This is a genomic window from Shouchella shacheensis, assembly GCF_001484965.1.
Classification (GTDB): domain Bacteria; phylum Bacillota; class Bacilli; order Bacillales; family Bacillaceae_D; genus Shouchella; species Shouchella shacheensis.
Map to the genome: position 1 here is coordinate 253,732 of NZ_LLYY01000003.1, position 21,536 is coordinate 275,267.

Annotated in this window: 17 protein-coding genes; 15 read left to right on the plus strand and 2 right to left on the minus strand. The window is 47.7% G+C overall.

The annotated features are described in order from the left end of the window. Positions 1 to 27: 27 nt before the first annotated feature. The 14 genes from AVZ68_RS07450 (at position 28) to AVZ68_RS07520 (ending at position 17,833) form a co-directional block, all read left to right on the plus strand. Positions 28 to 1,092 carry a hypothetical protein gene (locus AVZ68_RS07450; RefSeq protein WP_059103889.1) on the plus strand — a complete coding sequence of 355 codons (1,065 nt, stop codon included), beginning with the start codon at positions 28 to 30 and terminating at the stop codon, positions 1,090 to 1,092. Between the two features lie 134 nt (positions 1,093 to 1,226). Then, positions 1,227 to 2,534: a trigger factor gene (gene tig / locus AVZ68_RS07455; protein ID WP_059103890.1), complete on the plus strand. Its 1,308-nt coding sequence runs from the start codon at positions 1,227 to 1,229 to the stop codon at positions 2,532 to 2,534. Positions 2,535 to 2,881: 347 nt separating this feature from the next. Next, a complete protein-coding gene (gene clpX / locus AVZ68_RS07460) occupies positions 2,882 to 4,150 on the plus strand; it encodes an ATP-dependent protease ATP-binding subunit ClpX (protein ID WP_059103891.1) in 1,269 nt (422 codons plus the stop codon). 213 nt (positions 4,151 to 4,363) lie between these two features. After that, a complete protein-coding gene (lonB, locus tag AVZ68_RS07465) occupies positions 4,364 to 6,031 on the plus strand; it encodes an ATP-dependent protease LonB (RefSeq protein WP_059103892.1) in 1,668 nt (555 codons plus the stop codon). Between the two features lie 175 nt (positions 6,032 to 6,206). Then, the gene (gene lon, locus AVZ68_RS07470) at positions 6,207 to 8,528 is read left to right on the plus strand and encodes an endopeptidase La (RefSeq protein ID WP_437182685.1); all 2,322 of its coding nucleotides are present in this window, start codon (positions 6,207 to 6,209) and stop codon (positions 8,526 to 8,528) included. A gap of 2 nt (positions 8,529 to 8,530) precedes the next feature. Further along, entirely contained in the window at positions 8,531 to 9,124 is a 594-nt protein-coding gene (gene yihA / locus AVZ68_RS07475; protein ID WP_059103893.1) for a ribosome biogenesis GTP-binding protein YihA/YsxC, read from the plus strand. A 613-nt stretch (positions 9,125 to 9,737) separates the two neighbouring features. Then, entirely contained in the window at positions 9,738 to 11,120 is a 1,383-nt protein-coding gene (hemA, locus tag AVZ68_RS07485; RefSeq protein WP_059103895.1) for a glutamyl-tRNA reductase, read from the plus strand. 17 nt (positions 11,121 to 11,137) lie between these two features. Next, complete coding sequence (locus AVZ68_RS07490; protein ID WP_059103896.1) at positions 11,138 to 11,953, plus strand: cytochrome C assembly family protein; 816 nt, start codon at positions 11,138 to 11,140, stop codon at positions 11,951 to 11,953. Positions 11,954 to 11,973: 20 nt separating this feature from the next. Further along, entirely contained in the window at positions 11,974 to 12,912 is a 939-nt protein-coding gene (gene hemC, locus AVZ68_RS07495) for a hydroxymethylbilane synthase (protein WP_059103897.1), read from the plus strand. Next, positions 12,909 to 13,652 (plus strand): uroporphyrinogen-III synthase, encoded by a 744-nt coding sequence (locus tag AVZ68_RS07500; RefSeq protein WP_059103898.1) that lies wholly within the window; start codon positions 12,909 to 12,911, stop codon positions 13,650 to 13,652. Before hemC ends, AVZ68_RS07500 begins: the two co-directional genes overlap by 4 nt. 14 nt (positions 13,653 to 13,666) lie before the next feature. Beyond that, positions 13,667 to 14,650 (plus strand): porphobilinogen synthase, encoded by a 984-nt coding sequence (gene hemB / locus AVZ68_RS07505; protein ID WP_059103899.1) that lies wholly within the window; start codon positions 13,667 to 13,669, stop codon positions 14,648 to 14,650. 13 nt (positions 14,651 to 14,663) lie between these two features. Further along, complete coding sequence (hemL, locus tag AVZ68_RS07510; RefSeq protein ID WP_059103900.1) at positions 14,664 to 15,953, plus strand: glutamate-1-semialdehyde 2,1-aminomutase; 1,290 nt, start codon at positions 14,664 to 14,666, stop codon at positions 15,951 to 15,953. A 258-nt stretch (positions 15,954 to 16,211) separates the two neighbouring features. Further along, positions 16,212 to 17,051, plus strand: a complete 840-nt coding sequence (locus tag AVZ68_RS07515) for an ABC transporter ATP-binding protein (protein WP_059103901.1) — start codon at positions 16,212 to 16,214, stop codon at positions 17,049 to 17,051. Between the two features lie 2 nt (positions 17,052 to 17,053). Further along, positions 17,054 to 17,833, plus strand: coding sequence for a hypothetical protein (locus tag AVZ68_RS07520; RefSeq protein ID WP_059103902.1), 780 nt, complete (start codon positions 17,054 to 17,056; stop codon positions 17,831 to 17,833). A gap of 28 nt (positions 17,834 to 17,861) precedes the next feature. Here AVZ68_RS07520 and AVZ68_RS07525 read toward each other — a convergent pair whose 3' ends face one another. Together AVZ68_RS07525 and AVZ68_RS07530 are read right to left on the minus strand one after the other, a co-directional pair. After that, positions 17,862 to 19,895 (minus strand): iron ABC transporter permease, encoded by a 2,034-nt coding sequence (locus AVZ68_RS07525; protein WP_059103903.1) that lies wholly within the window; start codon positions 19,893 to 19,895, stop codon positions 17,862 to 17,864. A gap of 3 nt (positions 19,896 to 19,898) precedes the next feature. Beyond that, positions 19,899 to 20,897: an ABC transporter substrate-binding protein gene (locus AVZ68_RS07530; protein WP_059103904.1), complete on the minus strand. Its 999-nt coding sequence runs from the start codon at positions 20,895 to 20,897 to the stop codon at positions 19,899 to 19,901. A 356-nt stretch (positions 20,898 to 21,253) separates the two neighbouring features. Here AVZ68_RS07530 and AVZ68_RS07535 point away from each other — a divergent pair, with 356 nt between their 5' ends. Then, positions 21,254 to 21,511, plus strand: a complete 258-nt coding sequence (locus AVZ68_RS07535) for an HPr family phosphocarrier protein (protein ID WP_245628077.1) — start codon at positions 21,254 to 21,256, stop codon at positions 21,509 to 21,511. Positions 21,512 to 21,536: the final 25 nt, after the last annotated feature.

The window sequence follows — 21,536 nt, forward strand, 5'->3', positions numbered from 1 at the left end:
AACGGAAGTGAGTATGGAAAGTGAGCGATGATGATGAGGGATGAGAACGAAAAGAAACAGGATAATGTGGTCCTTTACCCAGGAGTCATCAAGCGGTTGGTTGAGAAAGGGATGGAGGAGCTAAAAAAGAAAGAAGCCGAAAAGGCGTTAGAACTGTTTGCGCAAGCAGAGGCGTACGATGCCAGTCATGCACAGGCAAGGTTTGGCGTGGTATTAAGTTTAATCGAACTAGGCCAGCAGGAAGAAGCGGTAGAACGTACGAGTCTGCTTTTAAAGGAAGGAATCGGCGACTATTATGAGACGTTGCAAGTGCATGTTTCCCTTCTTGTTCAGCTTTCCCGCTATTCGGAGGTGGTCACAATGCTCGAAGCGGTGCTGAGTGAGGATCGCTTGCCGTCAGACCATGCGGAATCACTCTATGAATTGCTTCATTTTAGTAGGCAGATGAGTGATACGGCCGGATACAACCCTATGTATTTAGATGAGGAAAATAAAGAAGAAACGGCTCATGAGCTTAAAGCGGGTCTACATTCGGTTAATGAAGCAGCGAAGTGGCAGGCGCTGCAAACCATTCGTGAGTTAGGACTAACGGAGCTGACGAAGGATGTACGAGAACTGGCCAGTGATGAAACGGCTCATGTGCTTATGAGGACGTTTGCGCTCCAGCTTCTAGGTACGTGGGATGATTTAGAGGAGTTAGAAATAGCGAAGAATAGCAGAGTCATGAAGGTTCAGCCTGCACGTCTAGAGAGTCCAGGCGAACGGCAGATCGACAGCGATGTTCGCGAAACGCTGGAGGACAGTCTTGAGCATAAGAACCCTGTGCTCCTTGAAATGGCAAAGCAGCTTCACCATACATACATATTGGCTATATACCCTTTCTTGCCCGAACCCCCTATCGCAGCGGCCTGGGCCGGGGCTTTTCACCTCGTTGCGAGTGAACAATTAGGACTTGAAACGGATGAAGAAGGAATGGCGAGGCATTACGGCTGTCAGCGATATGAGGTGTTGGCTGCCTCAAGTGAGATCGAGGCGCTAGAAGAGGATATCTTATTGGAAACGCAGGAAGGCAATCAGTGGTTTCATACATAAAAATCTAGCGATTCCCGCAGGAGGATGATTGAAAGATCACCGCATTATGTTATAATAGGGTGGTTGTCAAGAGCGTGTAGAGTAATACTACCTAGTATTTCTTTTGAGATAAAACGAGTTGGAGGGAACTATTCATGAGTGCAAATTGGGAAAAAACAGAAGAGAACACGGGCGTCTTAACGGTTGAAGTTGAGGCCGATAAAGTCAATGATGCCCTTGATCAAGCGTTTAAGAAAGTGGTAAAAAAGGTGAACGTCCCTGGCTTTCGTAAAGGGAAGGTCCCGCGGGGTCTTTTTGAAAAGCAGTTTGGTGTGGAGTCCTTATTTCAAGACGCCCTTGACTTCCTGCTGCCTGATGCTTACGCTCAAGCGGTAGATGAAGCAGGCATTGAACCGGTGGACCGCCCAGAAATCGACGTCGAACAAATGGAAAAGAACAGCAACTTAATTTTTAAAGCGACGGTTACTGTGAAGCCTGAAGTCAAGCTTGGCGACTACAAAGGTCTTGAAGTGGAAGCGCAGGATACGGAGATCTCTGATGAAGACGTAGAAGCAGAGCTTTCACAGCTGCAGGAGCGTCACGCAGAGCTAGTTGTTGTTGAAGATGGGCAGCTGCAAGATGGAGATACAGCCGTACTAGACTTCGAAGGATATGCAAACGGAGAAGCGTTCGAAGGCGGTACAGCTGAGAACTATTCACTTGAAATAGGCTCGAACTCTTTCATTCCTGGGTTTGAAGAGCAGCTTGTCGGTTTAAAACCAGGAGATGATAAAGACGTAGAAGTGACATTCCCTGAAGAGTACCATGCGGAGGAGCTTGCCGGTCAACCAGCAACGTTCAAAGTGAAGATTCACGACATTAAGCGTAAAGAGCTCCCGGAACTTGACGATGAGTTTGCAAAAGATGCCAACGAAAACGTTGAAACATTGGACGAGCTTAAAGCAGACGTTCGCAAAAACCTTGAAGAACAAAAAGCACAACAGGCAGAAAGCGCTGTACGCGATACACTGCTTGAAAAAGCAGCAAACAATGCGGAAATTAACATTCCTGAAGCGATGGTTACAAGCGAAACCGATCGCATGTTGCAAGAATTCGGTCAACGTCTGGAAATGCAAGGCATGAACCTTGATATGTACTTCCAATTCTCCGGCCAAACGGAAGAGCAAATGCGTGAGCAGTTCAAGGAAGACGCTGGAAAACGCGTACGCGTGAACTTAACGCTTGAAGCGATCTCTGAAGCGGAGGATGTAGAAGTTTCAGAGGAGGAAGTGGACGCTGAACTAGAGAAAATGGCTGACATGTATCAACGATCTGCTGAGGAAATCAAAGCTCTACTTGCTGCTCAAGGCGGCGTAGACAACTTAAAAGGGGATCTGAAAGTTCGTAAAGCAATGGAACTTCTTGTTGAACACAGTAAAGAAGTAGAGCCAGCGGCAGAATAAAAGAACGTCCAGAAGGGTGCGGATTTCCGCACCTTTCTGTTATTTTGCGGTCTTCCTCTCCATGTATGGGGAACCGCCATATTGAACAAGATGGTAAAGGGGTTTCCAAGGAAAGAAGATCTTTACGCAAAAAGAGGGTTTTCGCTCGTTGTTCTTGAATGGGTATAGAAGAGCGGTACACGTACATAAGCTATAGGAAAAGAAATACATAATGGAGGCATTTTTCTAGAGAGTTTCACGTAGGTATGCTAAAATGATTTGACATTGCGTTAGGATTGCTTGTTTAAGCTTCTGCTTAAAACGATGATAAGCAACAAGCGGTAGAATATCCTGTAAGGGGTGAGCTCATGTTTAAATTTAATGAAGAAAAAGGACAGCTCAAGTGTTCATTTTGTGGGAAGACGCAAGATCAGGTGCGTAAGCTTGTAGCTGGTCCTGGTGTGTATATATGCGACGAGTGCATCGAACTTTGTACGGAAATTGTTGAAGAAGAGCTTGGCACGGATGAAGAAGTTGAGCTCGAGGAAATTCCAAAGCCAAATGAAATCTGCAACATTCTTGACGACTACGTCATTGGTCAACAAAGCGCGAAGAAGTCACTGGCGGTCGCCGTTTACAATCATTACAAACGCGTAAACTCTGGCTCTCGGTCTGAGGATGTGGAGCTTGCCAAAAGTAACATTGCGATGATCGGGCCTACGGGCAGCGGAAAAACGCTTCTTGCTCAAACGCTTGCTCGCATCCTGAATGTTCCTTTTGCAATTGCTGATGCGACGTCTCTCACAGAAGCGGGCTATGTCGGCGAAGACGTTGAAAACATCCTGCTGAAGCTGATTCAAGCTGCCGATTATGATGTAGAAAAGGCGGAAAAAGGCATCATCTACATCGATGAAATTGATAAAGTTGCCCGCAAATCCGAGAATCCATCCATTACACGCGATGTATCAGGGGAAGGCGTTCAGCAAGCGCTCCTGAAAATTCTTGAAGGCACTACGGCTAGCGTGCCACCGCAAGGGGGGCGTAAGCATCCTCATCAAGAATTTATTCAAATTGACACCACCAATGTACTCTTTATTTGTGGAGGGGCGTTTGACGGGATCGAGCAAATCATCAAGCGTCGTCTCGGTAAGAAAGTCATTGGATTTGGATCTGAAACGAAGCAAGAAGATCTCAAGCCCGGTGAATACTTGGAAAAAGTTCTTCCAGAAGATCTGCTACGGTTTGGTTTAATTCCGGAGTTTATTGGTCGACTTCCAGTTATTTCGAGCTTAACACCGCTTGATACGGGCGCCTTGGTTGAGATTCTCACTCAGCCAAAAAATGCTCTTGTCAAGCAATATCAAAAGCTACTCGAGCTTGATGATGTGGAGTTAGAATTCACCGATGACGCACTAAAAGAAATTGCCAACAAAGCGATTGAACGCAAAACAGGCGCACGCGGCCTCCGTTCCATTATTGAAGGCATTATGCTTGATGTGATGTTTGATCTGCCGTCCCGTGAAGATGCCGTCAAATGTGTGATTCATGGCGCATGTATAATCGATAACGCCGCGCCGATCCTCAAGTCAGAAGATGGCTCGGAGCTATCGTTAAACAAACCGAAAGAAAGTGCATAAGAAAAAAGCGGTAGGAGAGCGCACATCTCCTACCGCTTTTTTTGTTAGAAAAGCGGAGGCGGTTTGGTCAGAAGTGAGCCTTCAATAACGCGAAGGGCCACCAGTTTTTCCTCATAAAGAAATTGGAAATAATGCATGCATGCTCATCTGACTATCTCAAGACTTCCCGGAAATACTAAAGGAAAGATTCTTAGGACAAACAGGGGGTACATCATGAATTGGACAGGTATCGCATTACTCGTACAGTTATTTTTCGGGGTGGTCATCGGCCTCTACTTTTGGAACTTGCTAAAAAACCAGCGCAGTCAGCGAACGTATATTGACAAGGAATCGAAAAAAGAATTCGAGCAAATGCGCAAGCTTCGATCGATTGCTTTAACAGAACCGCTATCAGAAAAAGTTCGGCCGAAAGATTTAAGCGATGTTGTAGGGCAGGAGGATGGTTTGAAAACATTACGTGTGGCTCTTTGTGGAGCAAACCCACAACACGTTATTATCTATGGGCCTCCAGGAGTGGGAAAAACAGCGGCCGCACGTCTCGTACTCGATGAAGCCAAGCGAGGAGGGGATTCCCCGTTTAAGTCAGATGCGGCTTTCGTTGAACTTGACGGAGCGACTTCACGCTTTGACGAGCGTGGCATTGCTGATCCTTTGATTGGTTCGGTGCATGATCCGATTTATCAGGGGGCTGGAGCAATGGGACAGGCAGGCATCCCCCAACCGAAGCCGGGAGCAGTGACAAAAGCACATGGAGGCATTCTTTTTATTGATGAAATTGGCGAGCTTCATACCATTCAACAAAACAAATTATTGAAAGTACTTGAAGACCGTAAAGTTTTTCTTGAGAGTGCGTACTATAGTGAAGAGAACACACAGATCCCTACGCATATTCATGATGTTTTCAAACGCGGGCTGCCGGCGGATTTCCGCTTGATCGCAGCGACAACGAGAAGACCGGAAGAAATGCCGCCAGCGATACGCTCGAGATGTTTGGAAGTGTTCTTTAGAGGATTAGACAAAGAGGAAATTGTTCAAATCGCAAAGAAGGCTTCAAATAAAGTAGCCATGAACCTTGAGGAACAAGCAGCCGAAAAGGTGGCTCTTTACGCTACAAATGGGCGAGAAACGGTGAACATCATTCAAATTGCCGTCGGGGTGGCGCGTGCGGAGGATCGTCAGACGATTACGGTCAAAGATGTAGAATGGGTGCTACACTCCAGTCAAATGAGTCCAAGGCCAGAGCGTTTGATTCACGAGGAGTCGGCCGTTGGTCTTGTCAACGGACTGGCAGTAACTGGTCCGAACAGTGGAGCACTCCTTGAAATTGAAGTGCTCGTTCAAGAGAACTCTGGCGACGGGACGATGACCATTACAGGGATTGCTGAAGAGGAAAGCACCGGATCACAGGCACATTCGATTCGACGCAAGAGTATGGCTCGCTCGTCAGTGGAAAATGTTGTATCGGTTCTTAAACGCATGGGAGTGCCAACGAAAGACTATGACATTCATGTAAACTTCCCTGGCGGCACGCCTGTGGATGGTCCGTCTGCTGGGATTGCGATTGCCACAGGCATTTATTCAGGCATTCACGACATCCCGATCCTTCATGATGTGGCGATGACAGGAGAACTAAGCATTCGTGGCAGAGTGAAGCCGATTGGCGGAGTCGTTGCGAAAGTAAAAGCCGCCAAGCTTGCCGGCGCTAAAACGGTGATCATCCCAAAAGAAAACGAGCAAGCTCTTCTCGAGAACATTGAAGGAGTAAAGGTCATTTCGGTAGAGACATTCAACGACGTTCTTGCCATTGCCTTAGAAGAGGCTAAAAGGGAGGAAATCATTCCAGCATCTTCAATGATTAAACAGGCGCCTGCCTCAGTTTAACTATTAGACAAGAATTGGTCTTATGGGATAAAATGAACAGATGGAATTCATTCATTTAGCAAAGTGATAAGAACAAGCGCGTACATGGGCGTCGGTCGTCTAGACGGGCGCTTTTTATTCCAATTATATAGTAATGAAAAAGTTGCTTTTAAAGTCATGTGGAGGTGTTTAGCGGGTGATTGAAACAAGTATAAAAAGACGTGTTCCGCTCCTTCCTTTGCGTGGTGTGCTTATTTTTCCCGGGATGGTCATGCATTTGGACGTGGGTCGAGAAAAATCAGTCAAGGCGCTGAAGGAAGCTGAAAGTCACGATCAATATATCTTTTTGACATCGCAAAAAGAAACAACAATGGATGAACCGGCAAAGGAAGATGTACATAGCATCGGTACCCTTGCCAAAATTAAAGAATCGAACAAACTCGCGAATGGAACGATACGTATTCATGTCGAAGGGATTCAGAGAGGGTCTGTTGATGAATTTCATGACTTGGGAGATGTGCTCGTTGTGGATGTCTCCCTTTTTGTAGAGGCCAATGAAGCGGATGCAAGCACCGAGGCGCTGATGAGGACGCTGCTTGCAATGTATGAACAATTCTCCAAGCAGTCTAAAAAAGCGTCTCCCGAGACGCTTGCTACGCTAAAGGAGATTTCTGATCCAGAGCGCTTTGCGGATACGATTGCCGCCAATCTACCCCTAAAACTCGCCCAAAAGCAGGATTTGCTGGAGTTTGTCGAAGTGACTGAGCGCTTGGAACGCTTGATTGAAGTCCTTGGTAACGAGCAAGAAGTGCTAGGCCTTGAAAGGAAAATTGGCCAGCGCGTCAAGAAGTCGATGGAGAAAACGCAAAAAGAATATTATCTGCGTGAACAAATGAAAGCCATTCAAAAAGAACTCGGGGATCGTGAAGGACGTACAGGCGAAGTCGCTGAACTCAAGGAAAAAATTGAGGCTGCTGGGATGCCTGAACATGTCCATGAGAAGGCGCTAAAGGAGCTTGACCGCTATGAGAAAATGCCAGCAAATGCCGGAGAAAGCTCCATTCTTCGCACCTATTTAGACTGGCTCGTGCAATTGCCTTGGAGCGAAAAGACGGAGGATGAGCTTGACGTTGTACACGCGGAAGGCATTTTGGATGAGGATCACTACGGGCTCGAAAAGGTAAAAGAGCGTGTGCTTGAGTATTTGGCAGTGCGTCAACTTACTCAAAGCATGAAAGGGCCGATTCTCTGCTTAGCGGGGCCTCCAGGGGTAGGGAAGACCTCACTCGCACGGTCGATTGCCCGGGCAATTAACCGCAAATTTGTGCGAATGTCCTTGGGGGGTGTTCGTGATGAAGCTGAAATTCGTGGCCACAGGCGGACATACGTTGGAGCGATGCCAGGAAGACTGATTCAGGGAATGAAAAAGGCGGAAACGATCAATCCAGTCTTTCTTCTTGATGAAATCGATAAAATGGCTCAAGATTTTCGTGGAGACCCTGCTTCTGCACTGCTTGAAGTACTGGATCCGGAACAAAATAACACGTTCAGTGATCACTATTTAGAGGAAGCCTATGACCTTTCCAATGTGATGTTTGTGACAACAGCGAATAATATTGGAACGATTCCAGCCCCTCTCCTGGACCGCATGGAAATCATCTCCATCCCCGGTTACACGGAGATCGAGAAGCTGGAGATTGCTAAAAACTATCTGTTGCCGAAGCAAGTGAAAGACCACGGCCTTAAAAAAAGCACACTACAAATGAAAGAAGACGCATTAACGAAAGTGATTCGCTATTACACGAGAGAAGCAGGTGTGAGGAGCTTAGAACGCCAGTTAGCAACGCTTTGTCGTAAAGCGGCGAGAAAGATCGTCGCAGGTGAGAAAAAACGCGTCGTCATTACGGAAAATATGGTGGAAACCATGCTCGGCAAGCCACGCTTCCGATACGGGATGGCAGAGGAAGAAGATCAGGTCGGTGCTGCAACGGGGCTTGCCTATACAGCGGCGGGGGGGACGACGCTTGCGATTGAAGTCTCCACAGCACCTGGGAAGGGCAAACTGACGCTAACAGGCAAGCTTGGCGATGTGATGAAAGAGTCCGCACAGGCGGCGTTCAGCTATATTCGTGCTCGGTCCGACGAACTTCAAATAGAACCTAGCTTCCATGAGAAAAATGACATCCATATTCACGTCCCTGAAGGAGCGACACCGAAGGACGGACCTTCTGCTGGGATCACGATGGCGACCGCGCTGATCTCTGCGTTAACAGGACGAAAGGTCAAGCGTGAAGTGGGTATGACAGGGGAAATTACGCTTAGGGGACGCGTGTTAGCCATCGGAGGTCTGAAGGAAAAAGCCATGAGCGCCCACCGAGCTGGTTTAACCAAAATTTTAATACCGAAGGACAATGAAAAAGACATTGAGGATATACCCGAAAGCGTGCGGGAGGACCTGTCGATTGTGCTGGTTGGACATTTGGATGATGTCTTGAAACACGCGCTGGGAGAGGAATAGAAATGAAAGTAACGCAGGCAGATCTTGCCCATGTGGCCGTGAAACGAGATCAATACCCGAACACATTGCTTCCTGAACTAGCACTTGCCGGACGTTCAAATGTCGGCAAGTCTTCGTTCATAAACAAAATGCTAAATCGAAAAGGACTTGCAAGGACTTCCGGAAATCCTGGGAAAACGCAAACGCTTAATTTCTATGAAATTAATGGACGGCTTTATTTCGTAGATGTTCCCGGGTATGGTTACGCAAAGGTGTCAAAGACCGAACGAGCTGCCTGGGGGCGGATGATTGAGGCGTACCTGGCCGAACGAGAACCGCTAAAAGCCGTTTTGCAACTAATCGACATTCGTCACAAGCCTTCGGAGGATGACAAGCTGATGTATAACTGGCTCAAGCACTTCCATATCCATGTGATTCTTGTGGCAACCAAAGCGGACAAAATTCCCAAAGGGAAATGGCAAAAACATCTAGCCGTTATTCGGAAAGAGCTTGAGAAAAATCCTGAGGATGAACTTCTTTTATTTTCCTCTGAAACAGGACAGGGGCGCGAAGAAGCATGGCGCACGATTTTGCATCACTTAAAGGTGAAGGACTAGCAAAACGTTTCCTATAAAAGATCTAAAATAAAGAACAGCTGGAAGTCGGGGGCTGTTTTTTGTTCGTTCAAGAGCAATCTTGGGAATGCTCCTTCTCGCTTCAAGGCAACCCGCCTTCGCCTTTCTCGATCCAGCTGCGGCGCCCACTCGCTCGAGGTTTCTTCACGCCGGGAGATCAAGTCAAGTTCGGACTTGATGCTCCCGTCGCTCCAGAACTTGTCGCTCGTGTGCGGGGCACCTCCGCTTTTTCCTGATCCAGCTGCGGCGGGTAGACGCTCGAGATTTTTCGCCCTGACAACGAAATCCAAGATCGGGATTTCTTTTGTCAGGTCTCCAAAATTCTCGCTTCTGGGCAACCCGCCTCCGTTTTTCCTGATCCAGCTGCGGCGGGTAGACGCTCGGGATTTTTCAGTCCTGACACGAAATCCAAAACCGTGATTTCTTTGTCAGGCCTTCCAAAATCCTCGCTTCAGTTCGACTCGCCTTCGCTTTTCCTGAAACGTTCACAATTCTTTTTTTGGTATCCTTATTTAGACATGTTATAATTAAATTTGGGTACAATACTAGAGACAGTAGTGGACGGATAGAGATATTTGGGGGGTCTTATAAAACCATGCACACGATTGTTGTCGGACTAAACTATAAATCAGCCCCAGTTGAAATTCGAGAGAAGCTCGCTTTCCAAGAGAGCCAGCTTCCGGCTGCGCTGAAGCAACTTAGAGGGATGAAGAGCATCATGGAAGGTGTGATTCTATCCACATGTAATCGTACGGAAGTCTTTGTGGTGGCTGACCAACTCCATACGGGTCGGCATTTCACGAAGGCGTTTCTATCGGAATGGTTTGGTGTAGATAAACAATTGATCACGCCATACTTGACGATTCGTGAAAACGATCACGCCGTCGAGCATTTGCTACGGGTGGCCTCAGGGCTTGACTCGATGGTCATTGGGGAGACACAAATTCTGGGTCAAGTACGTTCTGCATTTTTGCTTGCACAGGAGCAGGCCGTGACAGGGACAATATTCAATCAGCTGTTTAAGCAAGCGATAACGCTTGGGAAGCGGGCGCACTCAGCGACGGAAATTTCGTCTCAGGCGGTTTCCGTTAGCTATGCAGGCGTGGAGCTTGGCAAGAAAATCTTTGGTAGCTTTCAAGGGAAGAATGTGTTGATCTTAGGTGCAGGGAAAATGAGTGAGCTAACCGCCACGCACTTGCATGCCAGTGGTGCGGCGAACATCACAGTTATGAACCGCACGGAAGAAAAAGCCACGCAGTTGGCAGAGAAATTCAAAGGAAGTTCACGCCCTTATGCCGAAATGGGCGAGGCCCTTAGTGTGGCGGACGTGCTAATTAGTTCAACGGGAGCTTCTCAATTTGTCCTGGATAAGGAGACTGTTGCTGGAGTTGTCAAAAAACGAAAAGGTAACCCGCTATTCATGATCGACATTGCGGTTCCACGTGATATCGACCCCGCCATTGCGGAGATTAACGATGTTTATTTGTACGACATTGATGATCTGCAGAACATCGTCGAAGCCAACATGCAAGAACGAAAGAAGGAAGCGGAAAAGATTGAATTAATGATTGAAGAGGAACTTGTTGAATTTAAAAGCTGGATCAATACATTAGGTGTGGTCCCACTCATTACGGCCCTACGTGAAAAAGCACTCACCATTCAAGGGGAAACGATGGAGAGCATCGAACGTAAGCTGCCTCATCTCTCTGAGAGAGATCGGAAGGTTTTGCGTAAGCATACAAAAAGCATTGTGAATCAGCTGCTTCGCGATCCGCTCACCCGTGTGAAGGAACTAGCGACAGAGCCGGATGCTGAAGAATCGCTGGAGCTTTTTACAAAGCTTTTTGCGCTTGAGGAGCAGCTTGAAAAGCAAGAAGCTCGTGCGCGAGTGGAAAAGGCCGAACGAGAATGGCAAGAAGCGAAAGATGATTTTGCGACAGTCCCGGGCTACAAGCACGGGGTTGCTATTCGCACATAGACTGTGAGTGATCCTACGTGGACTGGATTTACCCAATAACGATTTGTTTATACAGTCTTAGTTTACTCGGTTATTTTATTGATTTTACAGTGAATAGCCAGAAGGCTAATCGAACGGCCTTCTGGTTTCTCTCCCTCGTATGGAGCCTGCAAACGGTTTACTTCATGTTGCGGATGATCGAACTTGACCGCCTGCCAATGGTGACGCCGTTTGAGGGGCTCTTTTTTTATGCATGGTCCATTGTCACACTCTCTCTTTTCATTAATTGGAAGGTGAAAATGGCCTTTCTCGTCTTTGTGATGAATGTGACTGGCTTTATCGTTATGACGTTTAGCCTGTTTGTGCCGTCTGGAGATGTGCCAAATGCCTTGGCTGAGTTGCTGGTTTCCGAGCTTCTTATCCTTCACGTTATTTTCATCCTGCTGTCTTATACAGGGTTTACTCTTTCGTTTTCCACGTCGGTGCTCTATTTGCTTGAGCACCAGATGCTAAAGCAAAAGAAGTGGGGCCGTAGGCTGATTCGTTTTGGCTCGTTGCCAGCGCTTGAACGATTTTCGTTTAGCGCTGCGGCTGTAGCCTTTCCATTTTTTTTAACAGGTCTAATTCTAGGCATTGTCTGGGCAGTTATTGAATTTGAGAGATTTCCGTGGGCGGATCCAAAGATCTTGATATCCCTGGTCGCCCTTGGTGCCTACGGTTTTTATTTATATGGAAGACTCGTCAAGTATGGTCGCGGGTACAAGGCCGTCTGGCTCAATATTATTGCCTTCTTAGTAGTGTTACTTAATTTTCTGCTGTCTGGGCAGTACCCTAGCTTTCACATATGGTATTAGAATTGAAACGGGAGGTTTCTATGCGTACAATTGTTATTGGGACAAGACGAAGCAAGCTGGCACTAACTCAGACGGACTGGGTCATCCAAAAATTAAAAGACATGGACGTACCCTATGAATTTAAGGTGAAGGAAATCGTCACAAAAGGGGATCGGATTCTTGATGTAACACTTTCAAAAGTTGGCGGCAAAGGACTGTTTGTGAAAGAAATTGAGCAAGCTCTTAGGGATGAGGAAATTGATGTTGCCGTTCATTCTATGAAAGATGTACCGTCCACAATTTTGGATGAGTTTACACTTGCGGCCATTACCGAGCGTGAGGACCCGAGAGACGCCCTTGTAAGTGAGCATGGAGAGACACTTGAAGAGCTGCCAGCAGGTTCGATTGTGGGTACAAGCAGTCTTAGGCGTTCAGCACAAATCTTGTACCATCGCCCGGATCTGCGTGTAAAGTGGATTCGTGGAAATGTGGAAACGCGGCTGAGGAAAATGCGGGAAGAAGAATTTTCCGCGATTGTCTTAGCGGCCGCAGGACTAAAGCGACTGGGCTATAGCGATGGACTTGTGAGCGAATACTTAGATGAGAACATTTGCACACCGGCCATCGGGCAGGGAGCCCTTGGCCTCGAATGCCGAGCAGCCGATCAAGAAGTCATCCGTCTACTTGGGAAATTAAACGATGACTATACAGCGCGAACGGTTACGGCGGAGCGAGAGTTTCTCCGCTTGATGGAAGGCGGGTGTCAGGTACCCATCGGTGGCTTCGCGACAGTGGGTCGCGACGATCAAATTGAGCTCACCGGCCTCGTTGGCTCGCCCGATGGGAAGACCGTCTTGAAAGAAGTTCAAAAAGGAAAGGACCCTATCGCTCTCGGCAAGTCCGTATCGAAAACGTTGCTTGCTCAAGGGGCAAAGGAACTTCTTGATGAGGTTATGCGAGAGCAGGAAGGCCACTCGTGAACAAGCTTGCTAGTGCGCATGTACTGGTTACAAGAGCAAAGGGGCAGGGGGGTGCCTTTGCTAAAAAGCTAGATTCGCTAGGAGCTACCGCGCATCATTTGCCGTTGATTGCGTTCACGCAGACACCAGCAACCGATGAGTTGAAAGAGACACTGCACCATCTTGACCAATTTGACTGGCTCGTGTTCACGAGTGTTAACGGGGTGCATCACTTTTTCAGCCATTTGCAGCACTGTGATCGCAAGTCCTCGACTTTGCCGAAACTAGCGGCGGTCGGAAAACGAACGGCTGCGAGTCTGAAAACCTATGGCTTTGAGGTGAGCGTAACGCCGAATGAATTTGTCGCGGAGTCGCTCGCCGAAGCCCTCGATGTAAAAGAGGGCACACGCATCCTGCTTGCTAGAGGAAAGCTTGGACGAAAAGCACTGCCACAGCTTCTCAAAGAGAGAGGGGCGGCGGTGAAGGAGCTATTATTGTATGATACTGTTCTGCCTGCCACCGTAGAGGAAGACTTTGCTGCGCTCGATCGAAAGACCTTTGACTATGTGACGCTGACAAGCTCTTCGACCGCGAGGAACTTTGCAAACGTGCAGCAAAAGCTAGACATCAGCTGGCGTTACATTGCCTGTATCGGGCCTGTGACAGCAAAGACAGCGGAGAACTACGGGCTAAAGGTTGATATTGTTCCGATCCGCTACACAACGAACGATTTAATTCAAGCGATGCAAACATACCCCTAAAGGAGGACGTCAAGATGAGCAGTCATCCGTTTTCACGCCACCGTCGGCTTCGACAGACAGCATCGATTCGACGAATGGTGCGAGAGACCCAGGTTCGTGCTGACGATTTTATTTATCCGATTTTCGTGACAGAGGGCGAAGGAGTCAAGAACGAAGTCGCCTCTATGCCCGGCGTTTACCAGCGCTCGCTCGACTTGCTATATGAAGAAGTGGAAGAAGTCGTCTCTCTCGGCATTCCCTCGATTATGCTATTTGGCGTGCCGGACCATAAGGATGAAGTTGGTTCTGCGGCGTATGACCACAACGGCATTGTGCAAAAGGCAACGCGTCAGGTGAAAGCAGCGTTTCCTGAGCTAACGGTGATTGCCGATACGTGCCTATGTCAATACACGGACCATGGCCACTGTGGCGTCATTGAAGATGGTCAAGTACTGAATGACCCGTCGCTATCGCTTCTAGCACAGACAGCGGTCTCTCAAGCGGAGGCGGGGGCAGACATTATTGCCCCTTCGAATATGATGGATGGCTTTGTTGCAGCGATTCGCGAGGGGCTTGACGAGGCAGGATATGAACATGTACCCGTCATGTCCTATGCCGTGAAATATGCTTCGGCCTTTTATGGTCCGTTCCGTGACGCAGCGCACAGTACGCCTAGCTTTGGCGATCGCAAAACGTACCAAATGGACCCAGCCAACCGCGAGGAAGCGCTTCGCGAAGCTGCTTCGGACCTAGAAGAAGGCGCTGATTTCTTGATCGTCAAACCGGCTCTCTCCTATCTTGACATTATTCGCGAAGTCAAGGACATCTCCGGAGTGCCGCTGGTTGCGTACAATGTGAGCGGGGAGTACGCAATGATTAAAGCAGCCGCGCAAAATGGCTGGGTTAATGAAAAAGAGATTGTGCTTGAGAAGTTGCTCAGCATGAAGCGAGCTGGGGCGGACATTATTATGAGCTATCATGCCAAAGATGCCGTCAAATGGCTTCGTGAAAATCAATAAAGGAGGCGATTCGATGGGACACTATAATAAATCAAAAGCGGCGTTTACAGAGGCGAAGAGCGTCATGCCAGGGGGCGTGAACAGTCCGGTGCGTGCCTTTAATTCCGTGGGGATGAACCCTGTCTATATGGACCGTGGCGTTGGTTCTCATATTTTCGATATTGATGGCAATGAGTACATTGACTACGTGCTCTCTTGGGGGCCTTTAATTCTAGGACATGCTGATGAGAACGTCGTGGAAAAGCTAAAACAAGTCACGGAGCGAGGCACAAGCTTCGGTGCACCACACGAACTTGAGACGAAGCTTGCAGAGCTTGTTGTTGAACGCGTGCCGTCGATTGAGGTCGTGCGGATGGTAAACTCAGGAACAGAGGCGACAATGAGTGCGCTGCGCCTTGCTCGTGGCTATACAGGACGGAACAAAATTTTGAAATTCGTTGGCTGCTATCACGGCCATGGCGATTCACTTCTCATTAAAGCTGGCTCTGGCGTCGCGACCCTTGGGTTGCCCGACAGTCCCGGTGTTCCAAAGTCGATTGCACAAAACACGCTCACAGTCAATTACAATGATCTTGAGAGCGTGCGCTATGTCTTTGAGCAGTACGGGGATGATTTGGCGGCGGTGATCGTTGAACCAGTAGCTGGCAATATGGGCGTTGTTCCTCCAGAACCAGGTTTTTTAGAAACGCTTCGGGAGCTAACGAGTAGCCATGGCACGCTCTTAATTTTCGATGAAGTCATGACTGGATTTCGTGTGGGGTATCATTGTGCACAAGGCGAATTCGGAGTCACTCCTGACTTAACCTGTCTTGGAAAAGTCATCGGGGGAGGCCTCCCAGTCGGCGCCTTTGGTGGAAAGCGAGAAATCATGGAGCAGATTGCCCCGAGTGGTCCGATCTATCAGGCCGGCACGCTTTCAGGCAACCCACTTGCGATGACCGCTGGGTATGAGACCCTTTCACAGCTGACAAAAGAAGACTATGTGGAATTCAATAAGAAAGCCGAGCGTCTGGAAGAAGGAATAGGCGACGCCGCTAAAAAACACGGCATTCCCCACCATATCAATCGCGCCGGTTCAATGGTCGGCTTCTTTTTTACAGACGAGAATGTTCGCGACTTTGAGAGTGCGAAGACGTCGGATCTTGACCTGTTTGCCGCTTATTTCCGCGGCATGATTGAAGAAGGGGTTTCCGTCGCTCCTTCGCAGTTTGAAGGGCTGTTTCTGTCCACAAAACACACCGATGAAGACATTGAAAAAACGATTGCGGCTGTGAAGCGAGTGTTTGCCCGTCTTCAGGTGTAAGTAAAGCGATAACAACCTTCCTTTGCCAACTAAAGGGGGTTGTTTTTTTAAGAGACATGTGAATCTATCTAGCGTCTCGCTCAGGAGAGTCAAAACCAATGATGACCGAAGGGAGCGATCCCCTTTATCGTTAGGCACCTATTTTTTTGAGGAACTTTGTCTCTGATCTTGATCTTTGACCAAAAACCATTTATACTTTTTAGTGAAAATGATTATCAATGTTATTAGTGAATGGATAAATACGGAGGGGTTCCAAACATGTCGAAGTTGTCCACACGTGAGATAGCAGTCTCTTATCATAACCATACAATTATTAACGATATGAACATTGAAGTACCTGAAGGGCTAATTACATCCATTATTGGTCCGAATGGTTGCGGGAAATCAACGCTTTTAAAAGCAATGGCCCGTATTCTAAAACCGGATGGGGGAGCGGTGTATCTTAACGGCAGAAGCATCCAGGAATTGAAAACGAGAGAAGTAGCCAAAGAAATGGCTATTCTTTCACAGTCTCCGGATACACCACAAACACTGACAGTGGCGCAGCTTGTTGCTTTCGGGCGCTATCCACACCGTCGTGGTGCTGGACGGTTGTCAGTGGCAGATAAGGAAGCCGTCGACAAGGCGATTACGGATACCGGCATGTTAGAGTACAAGGATCGCCCCCTTGAAGCGTTATCGGGAGGTCAAAAACAAAGAGCATGGATTTCGATGGCACTTGCCCAAGAAACGGATCTGTTGCTGCTTGACGAGCCTACCACTTACTTGGATATGGCCCATCAACTAGAAATACTAGAACTTCTGCAAGAACTAAATGAGAAAGAAGAACGTACCATTGTCATGGTCATCCATGATTTAAACCATGCGGCTCGTTTTTCCGATCATTTAATTGCGATGAAGTCTGGAGAAATCCAGCATATTGGAACCCCTTCTGACGTTATTAGTAAATCGGTTCTCAGGCGAGTGTTTGGAATCGACGCCTATGTTGTACCGGATCCTCGAACAGGAAAACCTCTTTGTATGACGTATGACCTGGTGGATCGACATTTAGAAGCCGTTCCAGAAACAGAAGGACCAACTCAAGTTGCGAGGGGATAGGCATGACTGTTGTTGATACAAAAGAACATCCATCCAAGGTGTATGAAATGTTTGCGGTTAGACCAGACTCTCCCAGTAGCTATGAAATGGCGTACACCCCCTGTGAATGGCTGGAGGGGGCGAAGCTATCTCGGTTTCTGGAGGACTACGGTGGATGTATTAACGCTCCAAGTGCTGATATGACGGCGGTATTTTGGGCAAATCGGTACAGCCGCTATCTTGCGTTTTTCCATTTGGCGGTAGCGAAAGGATATAAGGTAAGTGCTACGCTTGATCAACTAACCGTTTATTTTTGTTCTCGTGTTGAGGGAAATGAACCGGCGTTTGAATTCCATACAAAGTTTACCAGAGAAGGGTCGATCGATAGAGCAAGCAGACAGAACAAACTGACCAGCTTTTATACGAATCACGTCGCTCCTCTGTTTCAAGCCTTTGCTTCCCGGGCTGGACTTTCCACTCGCGAGCTGTGGGGGCAAGTGTATCACGCCGTCCCTTATTTCATTGACTTAGCAAAAGTGACAGAGCCAGCCGAACTACAGCAGCGATTACAAGAGGATTGGGCGTTTATCACTCAAGAGGCGGGAGCGGAAATATTTCAAGAAAAAAGATCTCCCTTTCAGTTCAAGCTCATCCCGATTCCTAACCCGGTTGACCATAAACCGTTGTACACAAAGCCAACGTGTTGTCTGGCATACAAGGGGGCAAATCCATATTGTTATAGGTGTCCGAGGATGAAATTAGCTGAACGAAAAGAGCGTTATCAAAAATATCAAGAAAAATAACCATAAGGATGGGCGCCCACCCTTATGGTTACTTTTTTGGCGTTTTGCTCATGAGCCATAGGAAAAACGGGGCACCAATAATAGCTGCAACGAGTCCGGAGGGAATTTCTTTTGGAGCGAGCAGCATGCGTCCTGCCGTATCAGCAATCATGAGTAGAGAGGCGCCAAGCAATAAGGCGACTGGCATCATTTTTCGATGATCTGTACCTGCTAGTAGTCGCGCCAGATGAGGAGCAACCAGGCCGATAAAACCAATGGTACCGACAGCAGCTACAGCCATGGAGGCGGAAAAGGTTGCCAGTAGGATGGCAAGCCAACGGGTGTTGGCTGTCCGTACTCCCAGGCCAATCGCTGTCTGATCGCCGAGAGCCAAGATGTTGAGTTTTGTTACTAACATCGCCGTTACTGGGAGTAAAAGCAGCAGCGGCCAGACTAAGAACTGTTGCAGTTCTGAAAACCCAGATGCATACGTACTTCCTGACAGCCAGGTGAGAGCCGAGGCAGCGTTCAGATTGGAACGGGTAATTAAAATCTGCGTAATGGCACCACCTGCAGCAGAGACTGCGATCCCAATGAGAGCAAGTACGGCTGGATGGAATTGAGTTTTCCACGTGAAAAAAAGCACCATGGCGACTGTTAGAAACGATCCAGCAATGGCTCCTAATGGAAGCCAAGTTGCAGACAGGCCAGAAAAAATAAACATAATCGATAACGCTCCAACACCCGCTCCAGAGGTTACACCAATAATCGACGGGTCGGCAAGAGGATTACGCAAGACGCCCTGGAAAAGAAGTCCACTCAACGCTAGCAGCACCCCCGCAAACATAGCGACAAGTAATCTGCCGAGCCTTAAATCAAAGATAATAAAGCGTTGGCCAGAAGCTTCGTCAGAAAACAGCGCACTCCAGGTGGCTCTGAACTCAAAACCGTCTCCTCCTCCAGCTAATCCAGCAAAAAAAGAAACGAATAGGAGTAAGAGCGATCCCGCTACAACAACGGAATACGGAAGCGAGAATGAGAGGCTACCAGGAGATACGCTTTCTTTTGCCCCGGCGCCAAAAAAACTATTGCGGTATCGAAGGATCAGCCATATCAGCCACGGAGCTCCGATAAGAGCCGTAACTGAACCGACTGGCAGCTCGCTCAAACTAGGGTCGAGATAGCGCCCGAGCACATCTGCCCCAATGAGCAGGTTCGCCCCCCAAAGCATAGAGGCAGGAATTAACATACGATGAAGCTGATACCCCATTAACCGGACTAAATGAGGAGTTATAAGCCCAACAAAAGCAATAGGCCCTACAACACTAACAACAAGCGCTGTTAACCCAACCGCTGAAAAAAACATAAGCACTTGGGCAAGTCTGATGTTTTCCCCCAGCGTTTTTGCTTGATCTTCTCCAAGCAGCAAGAGGTCCATTTTTCTTCCGAGCCAGATCACAATGACAGTGATCAAAGCTACCCATGGGAGTGAAAACGTAACCCCGTTCCAATCTTGTTGAACGAGGGTGCCGTTGCCCCATAGAAACAGCCCCGCCGTTTCATATTCAAAAAAGATTTGCAAAACCGATGTAAAGGAGGTAAACATTAACGATAACACCATGCCAGCGAGCGCCATCCGAACGGGTGTGGCCGTGTGTCCCCCAGCTAAGCTAAAGACGAGTACCGCGGCAATACACCCTCCAGCAAAGGCTAGTAGAAAACCGTTATCTGTTAACCAAGCAGGACCAAGTACTGTTCCTGCCACGACAAAAAAATAAGCTCCGGCATGCACCCCTAGTGTACTGGGAGAGGCGAGCGGGTTTCTCGTTAAGGTTTGGAAAACCACCCCCGAAACAGCAAGAGCAGCCCCCGCCAAAAGGCCAATGACGATTCTTGGAAGGTAGATGGAGCGAACAATATGATGTTGGAGAGAATCTCCTTTATTCCATATCGCTTCCCACACAGTAGACAGGGGCATTTCCTGGGAGCTTTGAAGCAAATGGAGAAAGATAAGAAAAAGCAAGAGGGCTGTCCCTCCCCCGAAAGTAAAGACAGCCTTGCTTGTACGTGATAATGAGTTCATAATTTACTCTCCTATAAGAGCGTCAGCAGCTTGCTCTGCGAAAACTTCAGCAGCTAAAGGTCCTCCAAACGTCCATGTGTCTCCAGGTAAGGCATGCATGCGCTCTTCCTCAACAAAATTCAAGTTTTCCCACACTGGATTGCCACTTAACTGATTTTCAAAAACATTATCCTCTTCCTGTACGATGTACATAAATTCAGCCTCCTGGTACGACTCAAGGGCTTCTACATTTGTTTCTGTGTATCCGTAAAGTTCAAAACCGCCGTCGTACGCATTTTCAAGGCCAATACGATGGAGAATTTGCATGACCATCGAGTTGTCTGTAAAAAGACGAAGAGCAGCATTCTCATTAGCGCTGAAAGCTTGGGATAGGAGAATTTCTGTACCGTCAACGCCTTCTTCGCTTAATTGCGACGCAATTTCTTCATAGGAAGCCTCAAGATCGTCGAGAACTTCTGTTGCTTGTTCTTCTTGATCGACGGCTTTCGCTATTTCTTTGAACGTAGTTTCCATTTCTTCGTATTGGTCGCCTTCTCCTTCTTCGGGATAGGGCTCAAACATAAGCGTAGGTGCAATTCTATTGAGTTCGTCACGAATGGCTTCATGTCTTGATTGTGCCGTGATAATAAGGTCTGGCTCCAATTGGGCGATTGCTTCAAGACTTGGTTCCTGTCTAGTGCCTACATCTGTAACGTCTTCGGGGAGGTCAGGTTCAATATTTACCCAATCTTCATACCCTGCAACATCCGCTACTCCCGTAGGTTCAACCCCAAGTGCAAGCAAATCTTCTGCATACACCCATTCTAACACTACAATGTTTTCAGGCACATCTTCCAATTCTTGTCCACCGAGTGCATCCTCAACCATAACGGTTTCTCTTTCATCAGTCGCCTCGGAATTTTCCTCACCGGAATCCGATTCTTCTGTTTCATCCCCCTGAGCGCACCCTGCCATAGAAACTAGCAAGAGCAAAGCAAAAGGAAGTATGTAACGTATTTTCATACCCAACGCTCCTCATTTATTTAGTGAAAAAGATTCTCATTATCATAAAGATCATACTATGGAAAGGCAGGAGGGTCAATAGAAACATACAAGCTAGCGGCGTATTTCATTCGTATGATTCAAAGTGCTAATCGACAGCGCAAAGCTCTACGTGAAAATGTAAGGGGGTTTGTACGTAAAGCAACGATCAGCCAACCCGTGGATCATGGACGAATATAGTGCAGGTCAACAGCCGTAAAAGGGGAGGGGACAAATAGGCTAGGTATCAGGCTTTGTAGTGAAATTAACGGTAAAAAACCAGCGTATTTTTCGAAGAGACGCATATACTTCTCTATCTGAGTATGGGAGGGTTTCGTTTGGAAAAGGAAGTGAATGTTCAGTTGAAAGATGGGCTGCATGCCAAAAAAGCAGCGGATTTTGTGGCAAAGTCTAGTCAATACGCGTCGGATGTTTTCATAATCAAAGGATCTTTGAGGGTAAATGCGAAGAGCCTTTTAGGGTTAACGAGTGCTGCGATCCGCAAGGGCCAAACGGTGACACTGCAATCTGAAGGAAAAGATGAAGAGGAAGCGCTGCGTGATTTGGGACAGTTTTTAAGCGGGGTTGATGAATAAATGAACTAAGGGCATACTCCCTAAA

What these genes read in the sequence shown, in the direction of transcription:
- AVZ68_RS07450 (WP_059103889.1), top strand. Translation starts at nt 28, where the DNA reads ATGATGATGAGGGATGAGAACGAAAAGAAACAGGATAATGTGGTCCTT.
- tig (WP_059103890.1), top strand. Translation starts at nt 1,227, where the DNA reads ATGAGTGCAAATTGGGAAAAAACAGAAGAGAACACGGGCGTCTTAACG.
- clpX (WP_059103891.1), top strand. Translation starts at nt 2,882, where the DNA reads ATGTTTAAATTTAATGAAGAAAAAGGACAGCTCAAGTGTTCATTTTGT.
- lonB (WP_059103892.1), top strand. Translation starts at nt 4,364, where the DNA reads ATGAATTGGACAGGTATCGCATTACTCGTACAGTTATTTTTCGGGGTG.
- yihA (WP_059103893.1), top strand. Translation starts at nt 8,531, where the DNA reads ATGAAAGTAACGCAGGCAGATCTTGCCCATGTGGCCGTGAAACGAGAT.
- hemA (WP_059103895.1), top strand. Translation starts at nt 9,738, where the DNA reads ATGCACACGATTGTTGTCGGACTAAACTATAAATCAGCCCCAGTTGAA.
- hemC (WP_059103897.1), top strand. Translation starts at nt 11,974, where the DNA reads ATGCGTACAATTGTTATTGGGACAAGACGAAGCAAGCTGGCACTAACT.
- hemB (WP_059103899.1), top strand. Translation starts at nt 13,667, where the DNA reads ATGAGCAGTCATCCGTTTTCACGCCACCGTCGGCTTCGACAGACAGCA.
- hemL (WP_059103900.1), top strand. Translation starts at nt 14,664, where the DNA reads ATGGGACACTATAATAAATCAAAAGCGGCGTTTACAGAGGCGAAGAGC.
- AVZ68_RS07515 (WP_059103901.1), top strand. Translation starts at nt 16,212, where the DNA reads ATGTCGAAGTTGTCCACACGTGAGATAGCAGTCTCTTATCATAACCAT.
- AVZ68_RS07520 (WP_059103902.1), top strand. Translation starts at nt 17,054, where the DNA reads ATGACTGTTGTTGATACAAAAGAACATCCATCCAAGGTGTATGAAATG.
- AVZ68_RS07525 (WP_059103903.1), bottom strand. Translation starts at nt 19,895, where the DNA reads ATGAACTCATTATCACGTACAAGCAAGGCTGTCTTTACTTTCGGGGGA.
- AVZ68_RS07530 (WP_059103904.1), bottom strand. Translation starts at nt 20,897, where the DNA reads ATGAAAATACGTTACATACTTCCTTTTGCTTTGCTCTTGCTAGTTTCT.